The following is a 20,037-nucleotide window of genomic DNA, read 5'->3' as shown; positions in this document are numbered from 1 at the left end:
ACACCACGGAACAGACCCGCGCTACACCGCCGCGGCGCGACCGTAATCAGCAGTACGGTACGCGCGGCCACGTCGCGCAGGTCTTACGAACACACCGCAGACGCAACGAAGCAGGAGGACACCGATGTCGCAGTCATCATCGCACACGCCGCGCGGCCGCCGGTCGGCCGCCGAGACCACCGTCACACCGCTACCGTGGAAAGCCAAACTCGGCTACTCCACGTTCTCACTGTCGTACGTCATGCAGACCATGATCGTCACGTGGCAGATGTTCTACTTCACCACGTTCCTGAACGTGCCGATGGCCGTAACCGCCGTGCTCATCGCCACCGGCAAGATCGTCGCGTCCGTCATCGGGCCGGTCTGGGGATACATCTCCGACCGCATGTACCGCAACGCACTCGGCCGCAAGTTCGGCCGCCGCCGTTCCATCCTGATCTTCGCGATCCCCGCGAACTTCGTCTTCTACCTGCTGCTGTGGATTCCCGACCTGCCGATCCCGGTCTACTTCTTCGCAAACCTGCTGTACTGGGCGTTCTTCGCCGGCATCACCACCGTGCAGTACGGTCTGCCGTCCGAAATGACCGAGAATCCGACTCAGCGTGCTCAGCTCGTCGGCGTCAACCAGATCGCCGGCGCGATCGGCGGCACGTTCCTGTCCGTGCTCAACGTCTACCTGTTCACCATCTGGGGCAAGGACAACTGGGAATCGTACTTCAACATGGCTCTGCTGTACGGCATCATCGGCACTGCCGTGCTGCTGCTCGGGTTCCTGTCGATCCAGGAGCGGCCGTTCGACGAATCGACCAACGTGTCTGATGCGGACGTGAGCGGCGACGGTGATGCCGGTGCGAACGCTGGCAGCACTGACAACGTTGGCGCAAACGGCAGACTCGGCTTTGGCCGCCGCCTCGTCTCGGTCGTCTGGAACTTCCTGTCCGTACTCAAAGTCAAGGAATTCCGCAACTATCTCGGCCTGTATCTGTCCGAGGAATGCTTCCGCACCGTGCGCGGCACGCTGAACACCTACTTTGTGATCTTCGTGCTGCTGCTCGACCCGCAGACCGTCTCGCTCGCCACCGGCGTGAACCTGCTGTTCGGCATCGCGTGCGTCGGCTTCTTCATGTGGGTCACCGCGCGCATCGGCGGCCCGCGGGCGTACCGGCTCGGCGGGTTCGAGGTGATCGGCGTGTTCCTCGCGATGTTCGTACTCGCGATGAACGCCGGGTCCTTGCCGACCGGCACGCGCGCGGTGCTGTACATCGGCCTCGGCCTGTTCATGAACTTCGGCATCACGGGCGTGGTGAACGCGACGCAGTACACGTACACATTCATCCCCGACGTCGATGAGATCATCACGTCCAAGCGGCGCGAGGGCCAGTACGCGGCCATCAACTCGACCATCGACGACATCTTCTCCTCGGCCGAGACGATCGTGATCGGACTCGTGCTGGAGGCGACCGGATTCGTGGAAGGCGCGCAGTCGCAGCCGCCGCAGACCGTGTTCGCGCTCGCGTGCCTGTTCTCGTTCGCGCCGATCGCGATCTGCGTCATCGGCATCGTGTTCACGTACCGGCTCAAGCTCAACCGCGAGAACCATGAGCTGCTGCTGGCCGAGATCGCGCGGTTGCGCGAGGGCGGTTCGATGGCCGACGTGACGGATGAGACGCGTGCGCTGGTCGAAAGCCTGACCGGCATGCCCTACGAGCGGTGCTGGGGCCACAACAACGTGATCAACGTCGCCCGGCGCGGGTGATAAGACCCGTCCGGGTCTGGTTCCCGGACGGGCTGAGGAGTCGTTAGTGACGACTCTCGTTGTGGTGAATCCATATCGCGTATGCCGTTAGACTTGCGCATATAAGATCAGCCGTAATCGTGTCGACTTTGGCTGACATGACGATGAGCACCATCGTCATGTACCACAGCATCGAGCCGCCGCGCGGCTCCTCGTTCTGATTGCGCATGTGCGCTCCTTTGAAGTGGGCCGCGCCGCGTTAGACGCGGCAACGTCATCCGGCTTATGCCAGACGATCGTGTTGATTCCTGCTAGAGAATCGCGACGATGGTGGTTAAGTATATCGGCTATGATGGAAGCGTCAGTGGACGCACTGCTAGCCGTTCTCACTTCAGGCGCGCACGGAGACTTTTGGGAACGGGCCGAAACTGATGGATGCTTTCTGGTGCATCCCCTTTGAAGTGTGAGGGGCTGCGACGCATGGTCGTCGCAGCCCTTTCGCATAACAACAACGTTGTGGTATTTGATATCTGCGACACGCCGGAATCGTAAAATAATCTTATCGATGAGATTTGTGGTAAGGTAGGTTTTGCAAACATCAAGTAAGGGAAATCGAACCGCAGAATCTCAACGATAAGACTCTGCGGAGAACGTGGAACGGACGGAGTAGTCCACCCGCAACCAAGATCACACCTCATCGCAAACAACCGTGACCTTGCCGCGCGATTTCGATCTTCCACAGAGAAACAGGAGAACACGAAAATGTCCAGCTCGACTCCCGCGGTCGGCCGCAAACTGTCGTGGGTGACCAAGTTCACCTACGCGCTGCTGCCGCTGTCGTTCACCATGAGCACCATGGTCGTCACCTGGCAGATGATCTACTACACCCAGCCGCTCGCCATCGCCATCGGCGTCGTCACCGCGCTGCTCGCGGTCGGCAAGGCCATCGGCGGCTTCATCACGCCGGTCTGGGGCTACATCTCCGATCGTATGTACTCCACCTCCTTCGGCCGCAAGATCGGCCGCCGCAAGGGCACGCTGCTCATCGCCGCGCCGCTGAACCTCATCTTCTACGTGCTGCTGTGGGTGCCGAACATGCCGGTGTGGTTCTACCTGCTCGTCAACGTCATCTACTACGGCGTCTACCCGGGCATCAACACCGTCGTCTACTCCCTGCCGTCCGAAATGACCGATGATTCCAAGGATCGCGCGGCCCTGGTCGCCATCCAGCAGATCGGCGGCGGCGTCGGCGGCTTCGCGTTCTCGATGTTCAACGCCTACCTGTTCAAGATCTGGGGCTCCACCGGCTGGCAGCCGTACTTCAAGGTCGCCATGATTTACGGCGTGCTCGGCACCGTGCTGCTCGTCGTCGGCGCGATGTGCATCAAGGAGCGTCCATACGACGCGACCACCGACCTCTCCTCCGCCGACAAGGGCGACGCCGAGAAGGTCGGCTTCTTCGGCCGCCTCGTCTCCGTCTTCTGGAACTTCCTGTCGGTGCTGCGCATCAAGACCTTCCGCAACTACCTCGGCATCTACCTCGCCCAGCAGACCTTCCGCATGGTCCGCGGCACCATCAACGGCTACTTCATCATCTTCGTGCTGCTGCTCACCCCGGCCGAAGTCTCCCTGTCCACCGGCTTCAGCTTCCTGTTCGGCATGGCGTGCGTCGTGGTCTGGGCCACGGTCATCTCCAAGCTCGGCGGCATGCGCTCCTACCGCCTCGGCGCCTGGGTCACCATCGCGCTGTTCGTCGGCATCTACATCCTCGCGCTGAACGTCGCGAACCTGCCGAAGGCGACCGTCACGCTCGTCTTCACCGTGCTCATCACGCTGTTCACGCTCGGCAACTCCGGCATCGTGAACGCGCAGACCTACGTGCAGTCCTTCGTGCCGGACGTCGACGAGCTGGTCACCGGCAAGCGCCGCGAAGGCCAGTACGCCGGCATCCAGTCCACGCTCGAGGTCATCATCAACACCGTCGTGACCATCATCGTGGGCGTGCTGCTGCAGGCCGTCGGCTTCCAGTCCGGCGCCGACGTCACCGCGCAGTCCCCGCTCGTCGTGAACGTGCTGCTCTACATGTACTGCGGCACCGTGGTCGTGCTCGCGTTCGTCGGCATCCTGCTCACCTACCGCATGCACCTCAACGAGAAGAACCACGACATCCTCGTGGCCGAGGCGGCCCGCCTGCGCAACGGCGGCAAGATGTCCGACGTGACCGAGGAGACCCGCAAGGTCGTCGAGGATCTCGCCGGTATTCCGTACGAGCAGTGCTGGGGTCACAACAACGTGATCAACGCCTTGCACAAGGCGGCGTGATATTCAACCAAACAACGCATGAGGCCTCGTTCCGGGATTACGCCCGTCCGGAACGAGGCCTCATGCGTTGTTGAGTTGCTCACCGTGAGGTACGAGAGGATGCGATCCGGAGCGTGTCAGTGACGCGCCGCCCAATCCTCGCGCAGCAGCGCGGCCATCGCGTCGGCGAATTTGGCGTGGTTCTCGCCGTCCATGTGCAGCTTGTCGAGGTCACTCGGCTCGGCGACCTGCGCGGCGTCGAAGAACAGGCACCCCTGCCGTTCGGCCACGCGCCGGTACTCCCCCGCCAGCCGGTGCGACAGTTCGACCGCGTGCTCGTCGAATCCGATGAACGGACTGGTCGAAATGCCCGGCTTGATGTAAATCGGCGAGACGACGACGATGCGCGGCGCCGGCGCCCCGCGGTTGTCGGTGATCTTGACCTCGTGGATGAGCATGTCAAGTCCGGCCGCGATCACGCGCGCGTCTGCGTGGAACATGGCCTTCATGTCGTTGGTACCGAGGCTGATGATGACGTAGTCGAGCGGCCGGTGCGTGATGAGCGCGCCCGGCAGCGCCGCAAGCCCGTTGCGATGCGGTTCGATCGGATTGTCGAACACGGTGGTACGCCCGCCGAGCCCTTCCTCGATGATGTACCAGTCGTCGCCGAGCAACCGTTGCAGACGGCCGGTCCAACGCATGTCGCGCGGATGACGGCCGCCGGCCGGATTCGAGCCGTTCGTGTTGGAATCGCCGAAGCACAGCACGTTGATCATGACCGTTTTGCCTCCTTGTACGCTCGTCCATCGAGCTTATGGCCGTGGTGATCGCCCCGCGTCGCCATGTCATGTTTTGCCGCCGGTGCGAGCACTGTAATGTGACCGGCGATGACATTGATATGACGGCCGATATATCGGAACGTTCCTGCTTGTAATATAGACTACCATAGTTTTTGCGGTATGAAAGTTCGTTAATTGACTGGAATATAGACGATTTGTAAATCCGGAACGAACCGGATATTGTGGAGTGTATCGAGTATTCAGGAAAGGACAATGATGTCTCAACGCAATCATCGGCAGGATGTGCTGCCGCCACTGTCGTGGAAAGCCAAGCTCGGCTACTCCACGTTCTCGCTGTCATACGTCATGCAGACCATGATCGGTACATGGCAGCTGTTCTACTTCACCACATTCCTCAGCATCCCGGTCGCCGCCACCACGGCGCTCATTGCCGCTGGCAAGATCATCGCCTCGGTGATCGGCCCGGTCTGGGGATATCTGTCCGACCGCATGTACGCCACCAGGATTGGCCGCCGCATCGGTCGCCGCCGGTCCATCATGCTGATCGCCGTGCCGCTCAACGCGCTGTTCTACGCCATCATGTGGATTCCGGGGCTGCCGGTCGCCGCATACTTCACCTCCAGTCTGCTGTACTGGGTCTTCCTCGCCGGCCTGACTACGATCCAGTACGGTCTGCCGTCCGAAATGACCGAGGACTCCAGTCAACGCGCGCAGCTCGTCGGCATCAACCAGATCGCCGGCGCGATCGGCAGCACGTTCCTGTCGTTGCTCAACGTGTACCTGTTCACCCTCTGGGGCAAGGACGCGTGGACCTCGTACTTCAAGATGGCCATGATCTACGGTGCTATCGGTGTGGGCGTGCTCGTCGTCGGCTTCTTCACCATCAAGGAGCGGCCATACGACGAGTCGACCGACGTGTCCGAAGCCGATGGCGGGACGACGGGTGACAAACTGCCGATCTGGCAGCGCATCGTCTCGATGATCTGGAATTTCGTGTCCGTGATGCGGGTGCGGGAATTCCGCAACTATCTCGGCCTGTATCTGTCCGAACAGTGTTTTCGCGCCATCCGCGGCACCATCAACACGTATTTCGTGATCTTCGTGCTGCTGCTCGATCCGCAGACCGTCTCGCTCGCCACCGGCGTGAACACCATGTTCGGCATCGCGTGCCTCACGTTCTTCATGTGGCTTACCGCGAAAGTCGGCGGCCCGCGCGCCTACCGGATCGGCGGCTTCGAGGTGATCGGCGTGTTCCTGTCGCTGTTCGTGCTGGCCATGTTCTCGTCCCAACTGTCGTCTGGTGCCAAAGCCGTCGCGTTCATCGTGCTCGGCCTGTTCATGAACTTCGGCATCACGGGCGTGGTGAACGCGACGCAGTACACGTACACGTTCATTCCCGACGTGGATGAAATCATCACATCCAAGCGGCGTGAAGGACAGTACGCATCCGTCAACGCAACCATTGACGACATCTTCGCCGCGGTCGAGACGGTGCTCATCGGCTGGGTCTTGCAGGCGACCGGTTTCATCGAGGGCGCGCAGGCACAGCCGTCCGGCACGGTGACGGCCATCGCGGTCATGTACTGCCTTGCTCCGATCATGCTGTGTCTGCTCGGCATATTCTTCACCTACCGGCTCAAGCTCAACAAGGAGAACCACGGGCTGCTGCTGACCGAGATCGCACGGTTGCGCGAGGGCGGTTCGATGGCCGACGTGACAGACGAGACGCGTGCCCTGGTCGAGAGCCTGACCGGCATGCCCTATGAGCAATGCTGGGGCCACAACAACGTGATCAATGCTCTGCACAAGGCGGCGTGATAGCATCCGGACACAGTGTGAGAGCAGTGCGAGACCGTGTTTCGGCAAACGATTGTCCGGAACGCGGCTCACGCTGTTCCGATGGACAGGATGTCCCAATGTCACTGAGTGCGCGCTCGTGATCGCGCGCACATGGTGACGGTTTGCGGTTTGCGGCAGTGACGGCGGAAAGTATCCGTGGTGGCTCGACGGCTACCGCAGGTGACGGTCGCAGAAGTCGATGAACCGGTCGGTGGCTTCCGGTGCGCGCCAGACGCGCGGATCGCCGTGGCCGCCGGTGTGCGGATACCAGGTCTCGATCGATGCACCGCCACCGACCTCGTGGATCGCGGCCTCCAGCCAATGCGTCTGGTCGCACGGCACGAGCGCATCGTCGTCGGCGTGAGCCAGCAGCATCGGCGCCATGCCGGCGTGCACGTGGTCGATCGGACTGGCGTCGTGCGCGGCCTCCTGCGTATACCCGGTGCCGAGCAGCTTCGTCTTGTAGTCCTCGACCTCGTCATAACGCGGTCCGGGAAGCACCCACCGGCTGATGTCACTGATGCCGAACGCCGCGATCACGAGATTCACGGTGCTGGACACGCCGGATGCGGCCGATGCCGGGTCGTCGTACCGCGCATCGCCGTTCGTGAATCCGAGGAACTGTGCGAGATGCGCTCCGGCCGACGCGCCCCACGCCACGATCCGATCTGGATCGATGCCGTACTTCCCCGCGTGTGCTCGCAGGAAGCGCACCGCGGCCTTGCAGTCATGGATCTGCGCCGGCCATCGCGCCTCGGTCGAGAGTCGATAGTTGATGACCGCGACCGCATATCCGGCTTCGAGGAACGCGTTCGTGTCGTCGCGGCCGGTCGCCAGTCCGGTGGAACCGGGTGCGAAGGTGCCGCCGATCCAGCCTCCGCCATGGATGTAGATCACGACGGGAACAGGATGGCCGGCTGACGCGCCGGCCGGTATGGCAAGATACAGTTTCTGTGATTGCCGGCCGTTGCCGGCGTAGTCCTGATCGATATATTCGGTGATGTCAGTCATGATTGGTTCGTCCTTGAATGAGACGGGGTGGAATCGTTGTGATGTAGTGTATCTCATCGATAAGATACGGAGATGCGACGGGATTCGTCAGGACCGTAGAAGGATCGCGGCAGCGGTTTGGCGACGAGTACGATGCGGTCGATGACGACGGATGCGTCGACGCGTTCGATAGCGAGCGTGTTCCAGCCGGCATGCACCGTGGCTTCGAACTGCAGCGGCTCGTAGCCACGGATGATGTTGCGCTCCCACACGGTGGTCAGCGAATGACGGTTGCGCGACTCGCCCCACGCGTTGTTGCCAGCCAGCACGATCGGCTCGTCGCCGTTGACGCGCACGGCCAGACGGCAACCGCGCGGCGTGCCGTCGTCCTCGACGCCCTCGTTGAACGTAGGCAGACGGTTGATGGTGCCGCGCACGGTGCCGGACCGCTCGAACCATACCTGATATTCGAGCGTCGCGCCTTCGCCGGGGCGGCTGATGCCACGGTCGGGGAACGCCTTCATCGTGTCGCCATGCTGGCCCTCGTTCGCAATCGGCGCCCAATACGAGCCGTCCATGCCGGGGATGATGCGGGTCGGATGCTCGGCTTCGCATGCGACGATGCCGTCGGTCGCGACGAATCCGAGCGGTGCGGATTCGGACGGTGCCGCGCCGACTGGCTCGGCCGGGACACCGGCTGGCCTGGCTGAGCCGTTGCTTGTCGCAGTGATCCCGCCGATGGTGTCCTCGACACCGTCGGAATCACCGTCGTCCATCTCGACATTCGGATACTGGTCATCTTCGATCAGATCATGATCGTCGCCCAAGTGCGTGTCGTACTTGATGAATCCCGCCCATTTGCCGTCGTTGATCGCATCCAGCTCGTCGTTGCGCGCGATGATCGCATCGCGGGCCGCCTTCGACAATGCGATGTACCGCCGTGCATCGCCAATTCGTCCGTCGTGGAACGCGGCCCACGCCTCCCAAAAGTTCACGTACTCGGCCGCTGTATCGGACTGCGACAGCACCGCGTAATACCACTGCTCGAAGAACGCCGTGCGTCGCGCGTCCGGCAGCGCGTCTGCCACGCGTTGCACGCGCGAGGTCAGCGCGGCACACCGGTCGAGCCAGCGTTGCGCCTCGTCACCGAAGGCGGACGGATTGAACGCGAACTCCTCCAGATCGATCCCGGCGGCCACGCCTTCCGGATTCAGACTGGCGAGATTGAACCCAGGCTGGCGAATCGCGATCAGCCGGCTGAACTCGTCGAAGCAATCGGCCAACTCGGCCGAAATCGCCTTGTCCGCGCCCCAATCGCGCCGCGCGAACATGCGCACGAAATCGGCGCCGATCGACTTGGCCGTGCACGCGTCCGGATTCCAGCCGAGCCGCAGAAAATACTCGGTCGACATGTCGCTCAGCTTGATGTCGCCCACGTTGATGACCCACTGCCTGCGCATGCCGGTGTTCCACGCGCGGCGCATTTGCTCGGCCATCAGCGGCAGCTGCGAACTGTTGAGCCAGGTGTTGTTCGTTGGCCGGCCCACATACGAATTGTGGTAGTACACGCCCGCGCCGCCCTCGCGCGCCGCCTCCGCAACGGTCGGCACCTGCCGCAGAAACCCGTAGTCGTCGTCCGGCCACATCAGCGTGATGTTGCGGTATTCCGGCTGTTCCAGCACCCTACTCAGACCGTGGTTGTACACGTCGTTCATCTCCTTGTAGGTGATGAGCACTTGCGGGATGCGCGCGGCCTCAGCCGGCCCGTACACCTCCTCGATGAGCGCGCGTTGGGCCGCGATCACGTCCTTCATGAACGCGACCTCCTTCTCCTCGGTCGTATCTCCCGGGTAGCGGTCGAGTTCGGCCACGTTGAAGCGGCCGTCGTGCACGCCGCGGATGCCCACGGTCAGTGAGCACTCGCATGACTTGTTCGTCTCCAGCCGCTCGCGCCAGTAGGCGAGCAGCGCCTCGCGGTTGAGCGTGAAATCGTACGATTCGCGCACGGACGCGCCGCGCATGTGGTACTGCTCGTGGTGCTCGGCGTACCACTGGTCCCACTCGCCCTCGTTGTTGCGCAGCAGGATCTCGCAGTGGTGCGTGCCCATGATGACGCCGTACCGTTCCGCTTCGCGCGCGTTGACCGGCACGCCGCCTTCTCCTGTTGCCGCGTTGAATGCGACCGATTCGGGGTGCATGGCCGGCCACAGCAGGTTGCCGCGCAGCCGTAGCAGCAGTTCGAAGACGTGGCGGTAGTAGTTGACTTCGGGCGCGATCTGCGGGTTCGGGAACTTCTTGCGGTTCCAGCGGACCATTGACCAGTCCTCGTCGTTGATGAAGAATCCGCGGTACGGCACGGCCGGGCCGAGTTCAACGCAGGCGTGCTCGTAGTTCGCGTCGATGATCGGGCGTACGTCGACCGGTACGTCGCCCCACCAGAACCACGGGGAGATGCCGATGCGTTCGGACAGTGCGTAGATGCCGTAGATCGTGCCGCGGGCGTCACTGCCGGCGATGACGATCGCGTGCGCGACGCCGGGGATCGGATCATCGACTTCCTTGAGCGCGAACGCTTCCTGCCGGTCGGCGATCTGTTCGGATTCGTCGAGTCGACCGTTGGCGGTGATCGTGTCGATGATCGCGCTGCGGCCGATGGTACCGACGATGATGGCGCGGTCGATCGGGGCGTCGCCTCCGAATTGGCGCAGTGCCGATTCTGGCGAGTCGAGCCGGATCAGGGCCGGTGTCGCGGACGGATCGGCTGCGGCGAGACGATCGGCTTGGGCCTGTGGGTCGTCGGCGAACAGCTGCTGCACCGTATGCCAGTCGATTGAGCCGGTGGTCATGGCGATGTCCTGCCGCAGATCCTGTACGGCTCGGGTGACCTGCCGCCAGGTGCGTTCGGCGTGTGGGTCGCGTTCGGACGGCTGGTAGGCGCTGTCGACGATGACGGGCGCGGCGGGCGTGATCGCGCGATGGCTTGGTGTGTTCAGATTTGCGTAGATCTTCATTGATTCTGTTCCTTCATTGGATGAGGTGTTCTGGTTGATTGAGAATCATACGAAACGCGGAACGTTCCGGATAGATTTTGAAAACAATAATACTTCGTTTTACAATGATTTACGCATCGGCGTGTATGGAAATCACCATAGATTATCCGTCACGTTCCGAATCGCTTGGGATCGCACTGCCCGCAGCTGACGTTCCACAGACGGGACGTTGGCTGTCGGCCGTCGATCATCAATCGGTCATCAATCATCAGAAAGGTCGGCAATGGACAACGACATCAGCGAAGGCGCGTTCAGGGGCAAACTCATGTTCTCCTTCGGAGACAGCATCTGCCACGGCCACTACTATCCCAAGTTCACGTTCCCCAAGCGTGTGGCCGAGCTGGAGGGCATGGACTACGTGTGCCATGCGGTCAACGGATCGACCATCATCGACTTCACCGAACCGGACTCCCCCCACCATGACACCACGCACCACATCCTGCGCCAGGTCAAGAACGCCGCGGCCGGGCACGTCGATCCGGACGTGATCATCTTCGACGGCGGCGTCAACGACGCGGTGCATACCGACATCGATCTCGCCGAGTTCGGTCGCATGTTCCGTATGACCGCAGAACTGTTGCGCAAGCGTTGGCCGGACGCGCTGGTCGTGTACGTGACCGTGCATCGCCTGTGGAAGCGCGACTGGGACGTGCAGGTCGCCGTCTACGGCACGGCCGTGCGTATCTGCGGCGAACTCGGCATCCCGGTGGCGAACATGTTCGAGGATTCGCCGCTCGATACGCGCGACCGCGAGATCGGCAAGACGCTGAGCTTTGACGAGGTGGACGCCGACGGCGAGCCGATCGTCGCCGGCAACGGCACGCATCCCAGCCCGGAGGCCGTGGAACGGTACTACGTGCCGCTCGTGCGCGAGACGCTGCACCATCCCGCCGCACACATCCCGGCTGTGCGCTGACGCCGTCGCCGGCCGGCTGCGCAGGTCCGTCGCCGGCCTTGTCCGATTGGCGTCCGGAACGATTCGAACATATGCGTTGCACCGGGTAATATGCGAGGAAGATCGTGATGTACAGGAAAGGTGTGTATGCGATGGTGACGATCAAGGATGTGGCCGCTAAGGCCGGTGTGTCGAAAACGACCGCGTCCGACGCGTTGCGCGGCGGAGGCGATGTGAGCGCCAAGACCATGCTGCGCGTGCGCGCCATCGCCGAGCAGATGGGCTACAAGCCCAATGTTTCCGCGCGTTCGTTGCGTTCAGGGCGTAGCAATACCATCACGTTTCTGACGTCGGGCATCCAGGGCAGCTACTTTGCGGAAGTCGCCACATACTTCGCCGAGGAGATCAACCGTCGCGGCATGTACATGTTGATCGAGCTGACGAAGTTCGTGCGCGACGACGCGAAGCAGAAGATCCCGTTCCCGATGTCGGACGGCATCATCGCCACCAACGCGCTGCACGTCGACCGGCTGTTGCGCGAGCATCCCACCGTAGTGCTGGAAAATTACGACGATGAGTGCCCGTACGACACCGTAAACGCGTCCAGCGCCGCCGGTTCGCGTGCTGCGATCCGGCATTTGGCCGAACGCGGCTGCACGCGCATCGCCGTGGTCGGCGACAACAGCGGACCGGGGGTGTACCCCGGTTCGCGCGACTTACGCTACGAATCGGCTCGGGACGAGTGCCGCAAGCTCGGATTGCGGTTCGACGACGACTCGTTTGTGCGGTCACAGTGGTCGCGGCAGGGAGGCATCGAGACCGGGCATGCGCTGGCCGATGCCGGTATGCCGTTCGATGGCCTGTACTGCTTGAGCGACGGCATCGCGCTCGGCGTGATCCGCGGTCTGAACGAGCGTGGCGTGCGGGTGCCGGACGACGTGGCGGTGATGGGTTTCGACGGTGTGCTGGAAGGTCGGTACTACAGCCCGTCGCTTACGTCGGTGCGTACCGACTTCTCGACGATGGCGCGTGTGGCGATGGATCTGCTCATGCGCCGCATCGAGCATCCCGACGACAAGGCCGCCCGTCAATGCATGACCGTCGGGTACGAGATCGCCGAAGGCGAGTCCACCGCCCGGTAGACGTCCGTTTGGTCGTTCGATGGTTCGATAGGGCCCACGATACCGCAGTATCGTGGGCCTTTCCATATGCCGTCGTCTTTCGCGCCTTGTTATCTCATCGATGAGACACGCCGAATAGAGTGCTCAATTTCCGGAAGGTTCCGGATTGTGTTATATTAAGTCTTGCAACAAATCAAACGATCCCAATCGGATTTATTATTCGGAACGATACGGGCAGTGATGCCAATATCGTTCGGGCGTCAACCACGGCAGCACCTGCACTCGTCATACGGGCGAAGCTGTGCCGGTGCCCACGGGATCGAACAGCAACGGAGAAAAAGAAAGAGGTCAGCAATGACTAGCACCTCAGTCGCGAGCAGCGGCACCGTCGAAACGGGCCGTCTGTCCTCGTGGACCAAGATCGCCTACGCGTTCTTCGGTCTGTCGTTCACCATGTCCACGATGGTCAACACGTGGCAAATGTTCTACTACACGTCCTTCATGGCCATCGGCGTCGGCGTCGTGACCACCATGCTCGCGTTCGGCAAGTGGGCCGGCGCGGCCATCTCCCCGGTCTGGGGTTGGCTGTCCGACCGTATGTACTCCACGTCCATCGGACGCAAACTCGGCCGCCGCCGCGCCATGCTGCTCATCCTCGCCCCGCTGAACCTCCTGTTCTACGTGCTGCTGTGGCTGCCGAACATGCCGGTGTGGGCCTACATCCTGTTCAACGTCGGCTACTTCGCCATCTGGCCGGGCGTCACCACCATCGACTACGCCCTGCCGTCCGAAATGACCGACAACTCCAAGGACCGCGCCCAGCTCGTCGTCGGTGGCCAGATCGGTGGCGCCGTCGGTTCCTTCGGCCTGTCCATGCTCAACGTCTACCTGTTCAACATCTGGGGCAACAAGACCTGGGACGCCTACTTCAAGATCGCCATGCTGTACGCGGTCGTCGGCACCATCCTGCTGGTCCTCGCCGCATTCGCCATCAAGGAACGCCCGTACGACCCGTCCACCGATGTGGCCGCAGCCGACAAGGACGCCAAGGGCAAGACGAACGCCCTCAAGCAGATCGTCTCCGTCTTCTGGAACTTCGTCTCCGTCATCCGCATCCGCACGTTCCGCAATTACCTGTACATCTTCCTCACCCAGATCATCTTCCGCAACGTGCGCGGCACCCTGAACTCCTACTTCATCATCTTCGTGCTCATGCTCACCGCGCAGGACGTGTCGCTGTCCACCGGCATCAGCTTCCTGTTCGGCATCGCATTCGTAACCTTCTGGGGCTGGGCCACCAGCAAGGTCGGTGGTCTGAAGACCTACCGCGCCGGCGGCTACATCACCTTCGTGCTCTTCGGCCTGATCCTCGTCATGGGCCTGCTCAAGCAGAACTTCACCCCCACCCAGCTGGCCATCGGCTTCACCGTGCTCATCACCGCGTTCGGACTCGGCAACTCCGGCATCGTGAACGCGCAGCAGTATATCCAGGCGTTCGTGCCGGACGTCGACGAGATCGTCACAGGCAAGCGCCGTGAAGGCCAGTACGCCGGCATCACCGAAACGCTGTCCACCGTCGTGCAGGCCCTCGTCGTGGCCGGTACCGGCTGGGTGCTCGTGCTCTTCGGCTTCCAGTCCGGCTCCGAAACGCAGCCGGCCAGCGCCGTGAACGCCCTGCTGTACATGTACTGCCTCACTCCGATGGTTCTCACCCTGCTCGGCAACTTCCTCACCTACCGCATGCACCTCAACGACGAGAACCACAAGGTGCTCGTGGCCGAAGCCAAGCGTCTGCGTGAAGGCGGCTCGATGGCGGACGTCACCCCGGAGACCCGCAAGGTCGTCGAGGATCTCGCCGGCATGAAGTACGAGGAGTGCTGGGGTCACAACAACATCATCAACATCTCCAACCGCGGCTGAACCGCATCGCCGGACTCCCGGCGATGACAGACGTCATGATGATGTGATCTAGATTTCCGGAAAACCTTTCCTGTTTCATGTTTTCCGGATGTTTGCAGCCGGCGGCCTCCGATCCGATTGCCGGGTCGGAGGCCGCCGGTTTTTCATACCCGAAAACGCCTATTGAGCCCCGATGCAGGGGCCTGATCAAAGGAACGATCATGCGATTCACCACTTACGAACTGCCTGTCAGCAAGCCGCAGACGACGTTGACCGAGACTGCGGACGGCCGTCAGATCATCGACTTCGACGGTGACTGGCGCTTCTTCCGCGGCTCGCCGTCCGGCGCGGAACGCCCCGACTTCGACGACTCGGCCTGGCGCGAAGTCACCGTGCCCCACGACTTCGGCGTGGAGGGGCGATTCTCGCGCAACGCCCGCGCCACCGTCGGCTACCTTAAGGTCGGCGAAGGCTGGTACCGCAAGACCTTCACCATGCCCGCCGCGCTCGCCGGCAAACGGTTCGTCCTCGACTTCGACGGCGTGATGGACCGTTCGGAGATCTGGCTCAACGGAGTCAAGGTCGGTGAACATCACTACGGCTACACCGCGTTCCAGATCGACGTGACCGACCATCTGCACTTCGGCGACGAACCCAACACCATCACCGTGCGCGCCGTCAACGAGGAACCAAGCTCGCGCTGGTACGCGGGCGCCGGCCTGTACCGCGACATCACGCTCGTCGTCACTGATCCGATCCACGTCGCGCAGTACGGCACGCAGATCACCACGCCGACGTTGGCCGACGACGTTGCGCACGGTGTCGCCGAAGTCCACGTCGCGACCACTATTGCCAACGAAACGACGTCCGCGGCGGCTGTCACGCTGCGCACGACCATCGTTGATGCGGATGGCAGCGTCGTCGCCGAAGACACGACAGACGTCACGGCGGTGCCGACCGACATGACTGGTCGTATCGTTGCCGCGCCGGCCAACGAATCCGTTGCGTCGGCCGACTTGCAGTACGCGCCCGCACCGACCGCAGAACAGGTGCTCACCATCGCCGAGCCGCACTTGTGGAACACCGCCGACCCATACCAATACCTCGCGCGCACCGCACTGCTCGCCGCCGACGGCACCGTGCTCGACACGTACGAGACACGCTTCGGACTGCGCTGGATCACGCTCGACCCGCAGCGCGGCCTGTTCCTCAACGGCGTGAACATGCGCGCGCTCGGCATGTGCATGCACCACGACCAAGGTGCGCTCGGTGCGGCCGCATACCATCGTGCCGTCACGCGCCAGCTCGAAATCATGAAGGAAGGTGGGGTCAACGCGATCCGCACCAGCCACAATCCGGCATGCAAGACGCAGGTCGCCGAATGCAGCCGACTCGGACTGCTCGTGCTCGAGGAGCTGACCGATATGTGGACCGCGCCGAAGAACCGCAACGACTACTCCAACTATTTCGCCGCCGACTATCCGGAAGACCTCAAGGCCATGATCCTGCGCGATCGCAACGAGCCGTGCGTGTTCATGTGGGGCATGGGCAATGAAATCGCCTGGCAGGAGGCCGAGATTCCGATCGCGGCCGACCTGACCCGTCGCTGTCATCTGCTCGATCCGACCCGTCCGAACTCCGTCAACGACGCGTCGTATCTGTCCAAGGGCATCGACGGCATCGGCAACGACATCCATCACCGCATGGACGTGCGCGGCTACTCGTACATCAGCAAGGACAAGATGCTCGAAGTCCACGAGAAGAACCCGAACGATGTGATCGTCAACTCGGAAAGCGCGAACATCTGCTCCAACCGCGGCTACTATGTCTACCCCACCGAAGTGAGCGAGTGCCCGGCCGTGCTGCCGCCGATCGACACCAGCAAGTACGAGTTCGAGCCGGGCCGCAAGCCGTGGGATGACACGACCTATGAGCTGAGCGCCTACAACATCCGCGGCAAGCGAGGCAATTACATCGACGTCGCGTTCGAGCGACTCATCCACATCCCGTTCAACGTGGGCGAGTTCGGATGGACCGGCTTCGACTACATCGGCGAACCTGCGCCGTACATCTCCAACTCATACTGGACCAAGCCCGACATGGCCGAGTCCGACGGCACGGTACTTGCGCCGCTGCGCTCCTACTACGGCATGGTCGACACGGCCGGCATCCCGAAGGATCAGTGGTACATCTACAAATCGCTGTGGACCGACCCGGACGATGCGCCGATGGTGCATCTGCTGCCGCACTGGAACTGGAGCGTCGGCGAGGCGGTGAGCGTGTGGGCGTACACGAACGCGGCGTCGGCCGAGCTGTTCCTCAACGGGCGATCGCTCGGCGTGCGCGAATTCGACAGCTTCGACACGGACTTCCATCTGGATGCGTCCCATGCGGACAAGCCGTTCCAGTACCGCTACGCGAAGGCGAATCCGAGTCGCCGCAAGCTCAGCCTCGACTGGGAAGTGCCGTTTGAGCCGGGCGTGATCGAGGTCGTGGCGCGCGATGCCACGGGCCGTATCGTGGCGCGTGACAGCAAGGCCACGCCGGGTTCGCCGGCGGCTCTGCGGCTATCCGCCGACCGTCACGTGATCACCGGTGACGGCAAGGATCTGAGCTACGTCACTGCCGCCGTGACCGACGACATCGGCGTGACCGTGCCGCGTGCCGACGACGAGGTGACGTTCAGCGTGGAGCATGGCCGGCTGCTCGGTACCGATAACGGCAGCCAGACGAACACCGAGCCGCTGCAATCCGCCACGCATCGCGCATACAGCGGTCTGGTGGTGGCGATCGTCGCATCCGACGGGTCCGGGCTGCCGATTCGCGTGACCGCGCGTGGCAAGGGATTGAAGAAGGCGTCGTGCGTGATTGCGGTTGCCGGAAACGTGGCGGCCGGTGACGTGGTCGATGTCGAGCCGGTGGCCGTGCGTACGGTTGCGGGCGTCGCGCCGACGTTGCCGGAGACTGTGACCGTGCGGTTCGGTGACGGATCGCGGCGGGCGGTGCCGGTGACGTGGGATGCGGTCGATGATGGTTGCGGTTCGGCGGCCGGTGCGTTCCGCGTGCGCGGTGCGATCGACTGCGGCGATGGTGTTTCACGTGAAACTTTCGCTGATGTGGTCGTGGTGACCGTGGATGACGTAGTGCCGGTCGCGTTGACCGTTGCCGGCGATGGTGGCGCTGATCGCCCGGTGGAGTTGCCGGATGCCGTAACCGCGATCACCAGTGATGGCGGATTCATGCGGTTGCCGGTGACGTGGGATGCGTTGCCCGATGGTGTCGATGTTGCGGGCGATGGCGTTGTCGCGGTATCCGGAACCGTTGCAGTGCCCGGCGGCGTGTCCGGCCCGTCGTGTTCGCTGACCGCGCATGCGTCCGTTCGCATCCTCGCCGACGGCGAGCGGCCGATCAACGAACCTGCGCTTCGCTCGCTGCGCATTAACGGCAAGCCGGTTGCCGATTTCGATCCCGAACGCACCGAATACACGCTCGCCCAGCGTTACGACCAGCCCAAGCCGGTCATCGAGGCGGAAGCCGAAGGCAACGACCTCGTCTACGTGCTGCCGCCGGCCAACTGGCCGAACGGCGCGTACCGCGTACACGTCACTTCCGAAGACGGCAAGCGAGGCCGCACGTACACGATCGGTCTCGATATCGCCCCCGCTCCGGTTGCCAACGTAAGCATCGCTGCGACCGTTGCCAATCCGATCGAAGACGCGATCGTGCCGGTCGTCGTTTCCGCGACCAATACCAACGGCCTGCCGATCGACCTCGATGACGCACACGTTGTCATCGACAGCTCCAATCATGCTGTGCTCGCCGCCGCTGATCCTGCCTCCGGTCAGACTGCGTCCGCGACCGACGGGACCGATCATGCCCTCGTCGCAGTGCTCGCCGGAACCGCGAACGTCACCGCGACCGTCACCTACGGCGGCGCAGTAGTCGCCAGCGCTCCCCTGCCGCTCACCGTGGCGCACGGTACGCATGCCAAGCGACCGACTGCCGTGCGTGACGTCACGTTGCGTACCATCGTGGGTGAGGCTCCCGAACTGCCATCCGCGGCGACCGTTTCGTTCGACCACGGATTCGATGCCGAGATTCCGGTCGATTGGCAGCCGGTCCCGGGCGATGCGTTGGCCAAACCTGGTCGCGTGACCGTCACCGGAACCGTCGGCGACACCGGACTGGCCGCACACGCCACGATCGTCGTCGTTGCGGTATCCGCGGTGGCCAACGTATCCATCGCGACCATCACGCATATCGTGCCAGATCTGGCCGAGACCTTCCCGACCGTCGCGGTCTACTGGAGCGACGGACTCAAGGAAGACCTGCCGGTCGTGTGGGATGCGATCGACGCGACGGCTGTCGCCGCACCGGGCGAGTTCACAGTCGAAGGCGCGGTCGCCGGGGTGACCGGTCGCCGTGCCGTCGCGCATGTTCGCGTGACCGACGAGCATGTGCAGAACCGCGACCTGTTCTCGTTCCGCAACGACGTGTACCCACAGGTACGCGCCTCCTACACCAACACCGACCCGAAGGCGCAGGAGGACGTGGCTGACCTGATGGACGGTACCGTCTCGTACACCGCCCGCCTCGGCTACAACCTGAAAAACCGTTGGTCGACGGCCGGAGATCCGTCGAACACGGCGTGGCTGGAATACCGCTTCGGCTACGGCGAGGAGACGCCGTTCATGCTCGACTCGTTCACGGTGTACTACTGCCTGGACGGCGACGGCGTGGTGCTGCCGGAGCACGTGGATGTCGAGTATCTCGATGTGGACGGCTCCGTGGGTGCGGGGTCGGATGACGCGGTTTCATGGAAGCCGGTGCGTGATCTGTCCGTGACCCATCATCCGGTCGAGCAGAAAAACGACGCGGCGTGGGCGTACGCGACCGTCGGCGACAAGCCGGGCAACGAGATGGTCTCGAACGGCGACGAAACGACGTACTCGTTCGAGATGGTGCGCACATCGCGCATTCGTATCACCTTCCATACGGATGACGGCGAAGTCGTGGCGATCACCGAGGTACGGGGCGACGCGCAGATTCCGGCGGTGCATGGCGACGCCGATCTGGCGGGGATTCTCGTCGACGGCGAGCCGGTCGCGTTCGATCCGGACGTGGAGACGTATACGTCGGGTGCGTCCGGCATGTCTGGTGACGGTTCGCAACCGGCCGTCGAACCGGTGCCGGTGGCTGGCTCCAATGTCGCGATCACCGTGGTGCCGCCGGCTGTGGGATCGGATGAGACGCGCATCATCGTCACGTCCGAGGACCGCGTCACCACGCGTACCTACCTGGTGACGAGCCGGTAATCCGGCGGTCCCGTCCCAAGTGTCGTGGGGCGAAACGTCGTTGTAGGCCCGGTATCCGCGAGTCGCCGCGGATACCGGGCCTACAATCAATC

At 62.9% G+C, this 20,037-nt stretch carries 11 protein-coding genes; 7 read left to right on the top strand and 4 right to left on the bottom strand.

Annotated elements, in window-relative coordinates; genetic code table 11:
• Positions 1–124: 124 nt before the first annotated feature.
• The gene (locus DSM100688_RS08740; RefSeq protein WP_152358714.1) at positions 125–1,756 is read left to right on the top strand and encodes an MFS transporter; all 1,632 of its coding nucleotides are present in this window, start codon (positions 125–127) and stop codon (positions 1,754–1,756) included.
• Positions 1,757–1,799: 43 nt separating this feature from the next.
• Here DSM100688_RS08740 and DSM100688_RS11810 read toward each other — a convergent pair whose 3' ends face one another.
• Positions 1,800–1,964: a hypothetical protein gene (locus tag DSM100688_RS11810; protein WP_163146927.1), complete on the bottom strand. Its 165-nt coding sequence runs from the start codon at positions 1,962–1,964 to the stop codon at positions 1,800–1,802.
• 533 nt (positions 1,965–2,497) lie between these two features.
• Between DSM100688_RS11810 and DSM100688_RS08735 the strand changes: the two genes are divergently transcribed.
• Positions 2,498–4,057, top strand: coding sequence for an MFS transporter (locus tag DSM100688_RS08735; RefSeq protein WP_152358713.1), 1,560 nt, complete (start codon positions 2,498–2,500; stop codon positions 4,055–4,057).
• 116 nt (positions 4,058–4,173) lie between these two features.
• Here the strand turns inward: DSM100688_RS08735 and DSM100688_RS08730 are convergent, their stop codons facing one another.
• Positions 4,174–4,812, bottom strand: coding sequence for an SGNH/GDSL hydrolase family protein (locus DSM100688_RS08730; RefSeq protein ID WP_152358712.1), 639 nt, complete (start codon positions 4,810–4,812; stop codon positions 4,174–4,176).
• Between the two features lie 279 nt (positions 4,813–5,091).
• Between DSM100688_RS08730 and DSM100688_RS08725 the strand changes: the two genes are divergently transcribed.
• Positions 5,092–6,654, top strand: coding sequence for an MFS transporter (locus tag DSM100688_RS08725; RefSeq protein ID WP_163146928.1), 1,563 nt, complete (start codon positions 5,092–5,094; stop codon positions 6,652–6,654).
• A gap of 192 nt (positions 6,655–6,846) precedes the next feature.
• On the opposite strand, the gene DSM100688_RS08720 is transcribed toward DSM100688_RS08725, so the two are convergent.
• Entirely contained in the window at positions 6,847–7,686 is an 840-nt protein-coding gene (locus DSM100688_RS08720) for an alpha/beta hydrolase (protein WP_163146929.1), read from the bottom strand.
• Between the two features lie 53 nt (positions 7,687–7,739).
• Complete coding sequence (locus tag DSM100688_RS08715) at positions 7,740–10,676, bottom strand: glycosyl hydrolase 115 family protein (protein WP_152358709.1); 2,937 nt, start codon at positions 10,674–10,676, stop codon at positions 7,740–7,742.
• A gap of 262 nt (positions 10,677–10,938) precedes the next feature.
• Between DSM100688_RS08715 and DSM100688_RS08710 the strand changes: the two genes are divergently transcribed.
• The 4 genes from DSM100688_RS08710 (at position 10,939) to DSM100688_RS08695 (ending at position 19,945) form a co-directional block, all read left to right on the top strand.
• Positions 10,939–11,631: an SGNH/GDSL hydrolase family protein gene (locus tag DSM100688_RS08710; protein WP_152358708.1), complete on the top strand. Its 693-nt coding sequence runs from the start codon at positions 10,939–10,941 to the stop codon at positions 11,629–11,631.
• Positions 11,632–11,762: 131 nt separating this feature from the next.
• The gene (locus tag DSM100688_RS08705; RefSeq protein ID WP_163146930.1) at positions 11,763–12,752 is read left to right on the top strand and encodes a LacI family DNA-binding transcriptional regulator; all 990 of its coding nucleotides are present in this window, start codon (positions 11,763–11,765) and stop codon (positions 12,750–12,752) included.
• A 333-nt stretch (positions 12,753–13,085) separates the two neighbouring features.
• Positions 13,086–14,651 carry an MFS transporter gene (locus tag DSM100688_RS08700; RefSeq protein WP_163146931.1) on the top strand — a complete coding sequence of 522 codons (1,566 nt, stop codon included), beginning with the start codon at positions 13,086–13,088 and terminating at the stop codon, positions 14,649–14,651.
• Between the two features lie 200 nt (positions 14,652–14,851).
• Complete coding sequence (locus tag DSM100688_RS08695) at positions 14,852–19,945, top strand: Ig-like domain-containing protein (RefSeq protein ID WP_163146932.1); 5,094 nt, start codon at positions 14,852–14,854, stop codon at positions 19,943–19,945.
• The last annotated feature ends 92 nt before the right edge of the window (positions 19,946–20,037 follow it).

The sequence above is a fragment of the Bifidobacterium ramosum genome (genome assembly GCF_009299505.1).
Classification (GTDB): domain Bacteria; phylum Actinomycetota; class Actinomycetes; order Actinomycetales; family Bifidobacteriaceae; genus Bifidobacterium; species Bifidobacterium ramosum.
Note: the sequence above shows the minus strand (reverse complement) of the source record. Positions and strands in the feature narration are given on the sequence as shown.

What these genes read in the sequence shown, in the direction of transcription:
- DSM100688_RS08740 (WP_152358714.1), top strand. Translation starts at nt 125, where the DNA reads ATGTCGCAGTCATCATCGCACACGCCGCGCGGCCGCCGGTCGGCCGCC.
- DSM100688_RS11810 (WP_163146927.1), bottom strand. Translation starts at nt 1,964, where the DNA reads ATGCGCAATCAGAACGAGGAGCCGCGCGGCGGCTCGATGCTGTGGTAC.
- DSM100688_RS08735 (WP_152358713.1), top strand. Translation starts at nt 2,498, where the DNA reads ATGTCCAGCTCGACTCCCGCGGTCGGCCGCAAACTGTCGTGGGTGACC.
- DSM100688_RS08730 (WP_152358712.1), bottom strand. Translation starts at nt 4,812, where the DNA reads ATGATCAACGTGCTGTGCTTCGGCGATTCCAACACGAACGGCTCGAAT.
- DSM100688_RS08725 (WP_163146928.1), top strand. Translation starts at nt 5,092, where the DNA reads ATGTCTCAACGCAATCATCGGCAGGATGTGCTGCCGCCACTGTCGTGG.
- DSM100688_RS08720 (WP_163146929.1), bottom strand. Translation starts at nt 7,686, where the DNA reads ATGACTGACATCACCGAATATATCGATCAGGACTACGCCGGCAACGGC.
- DSM100688_RS08715 (WP_152358709.1), bottom strand. Translation starts at nt 10,676, where the DNA reads ATGAAGATCTACGCAAATCTGAACACACCAAGCCATCGCGCGATCACG.
- DSM100688_RS08710 (WP_152358708.1), top strand. Translation starts at nt 10,939, where the DNA reads ATGGACAACGACATCAGCGAAGGCGCGTTCAGGGGCAAACTCATGTTC.
- DSM100688_RS08705 (WP_163146930.1), top strand. Translation starts at nt 11,763, where the DNA reads ATGGTGACGATCAAGGATGTGGCCGCTAAGGCCGGTGTGTCGAAAACG.
- DSM100688_RS08700 (WP_163146931.1), top strand. Translation starts at nt 13,086, where the DNA reads ATGACTAGCACCTCAGTCGCGAGCAGCGGCACCGTCGAAACGGGCCGT.
- DSM100688_RS08695 (WP_163146932.1), top strand. Translation starts at nt 14,852, where the DNA reads ATGCGATTCACCACTTACGAACTGCCTGTCAGCAAGCCGCAGACGACG.